This is a genomic window from Sphaerisporangium melleum (assembly GCF_014646695.1).
Taxonomy (GTDB): domain Bacteria; phylum Actinomycetota; class Actinomycetes; order Streptosporangiales; family Streptosporangiaceae; genus Sphaerisporangium; species Sphaerisporangium melleum.
Map to the genome: position 1 here is coordinate 1 of NZ_BMNT01000012.1, position 551 is coordinate 551.

The following is a 551-nucleotide window of genomic DNA, read 5'->3' on the forward strand; positions in this document are numbered from 1 at the left end:
ACCATGATCTGGGACCACTACCAGTTCACCGGCGACATCGACTTCCTCCGCCAGTACTACCCGGCGATGAAGGGCTCCGCCCAGTTCTTCCTGGACACGCTGGTCACCGAGCCGAGCCTCGGCTACCTGGTGACCAACCCGTCCAACTCCCCCGAACTGCCGCACCACTCGGGCGTCAGCGTGTGCGCCGGCCCCACCATGGACAACCAGATCCTGCGCGACCTGTTCAACGGCTGCGCCCAGGCCAGCCAGGTGCTCGGCGTCGACGCCGACTTCCGGACGCGCGTCCTGGCCACCCGGGACCGGCTCCCCCCGATGAAGGTCGGCTCGCGCGGCAACATCCAGGAGTGGCTGTACGACTGGGTGGAGACCGAGCAGAACCACCGGCACATCTCACACCTGTACGGCCTGCACCCCAGCAACCAGATCACCAAGCGCGGCACCCCCTCGCTGTACAACGCCGCCCGGCGCACCCTGGAGCTGCGCGGCGACGACGGCACCGGCTGGTCCCTCGCCTGGAAGATCAACTACTGGGCGCGGATGGAGGAGGG

1 protein-coding gene is annotated in these 551 nt (G+C 68.1%); it reads left to right on the top strand.

Annotation, left to right across the window (positions count from 1 at the left end):
* Window positions 1-551: glycosyl hydrolase family 95 catalytic domain-containing protein (locus tag IEY93_RS38060; RefSeq protein WP_444544676.1), on the top strand; the 551-nt coding region annotated here is incomplete at both ends.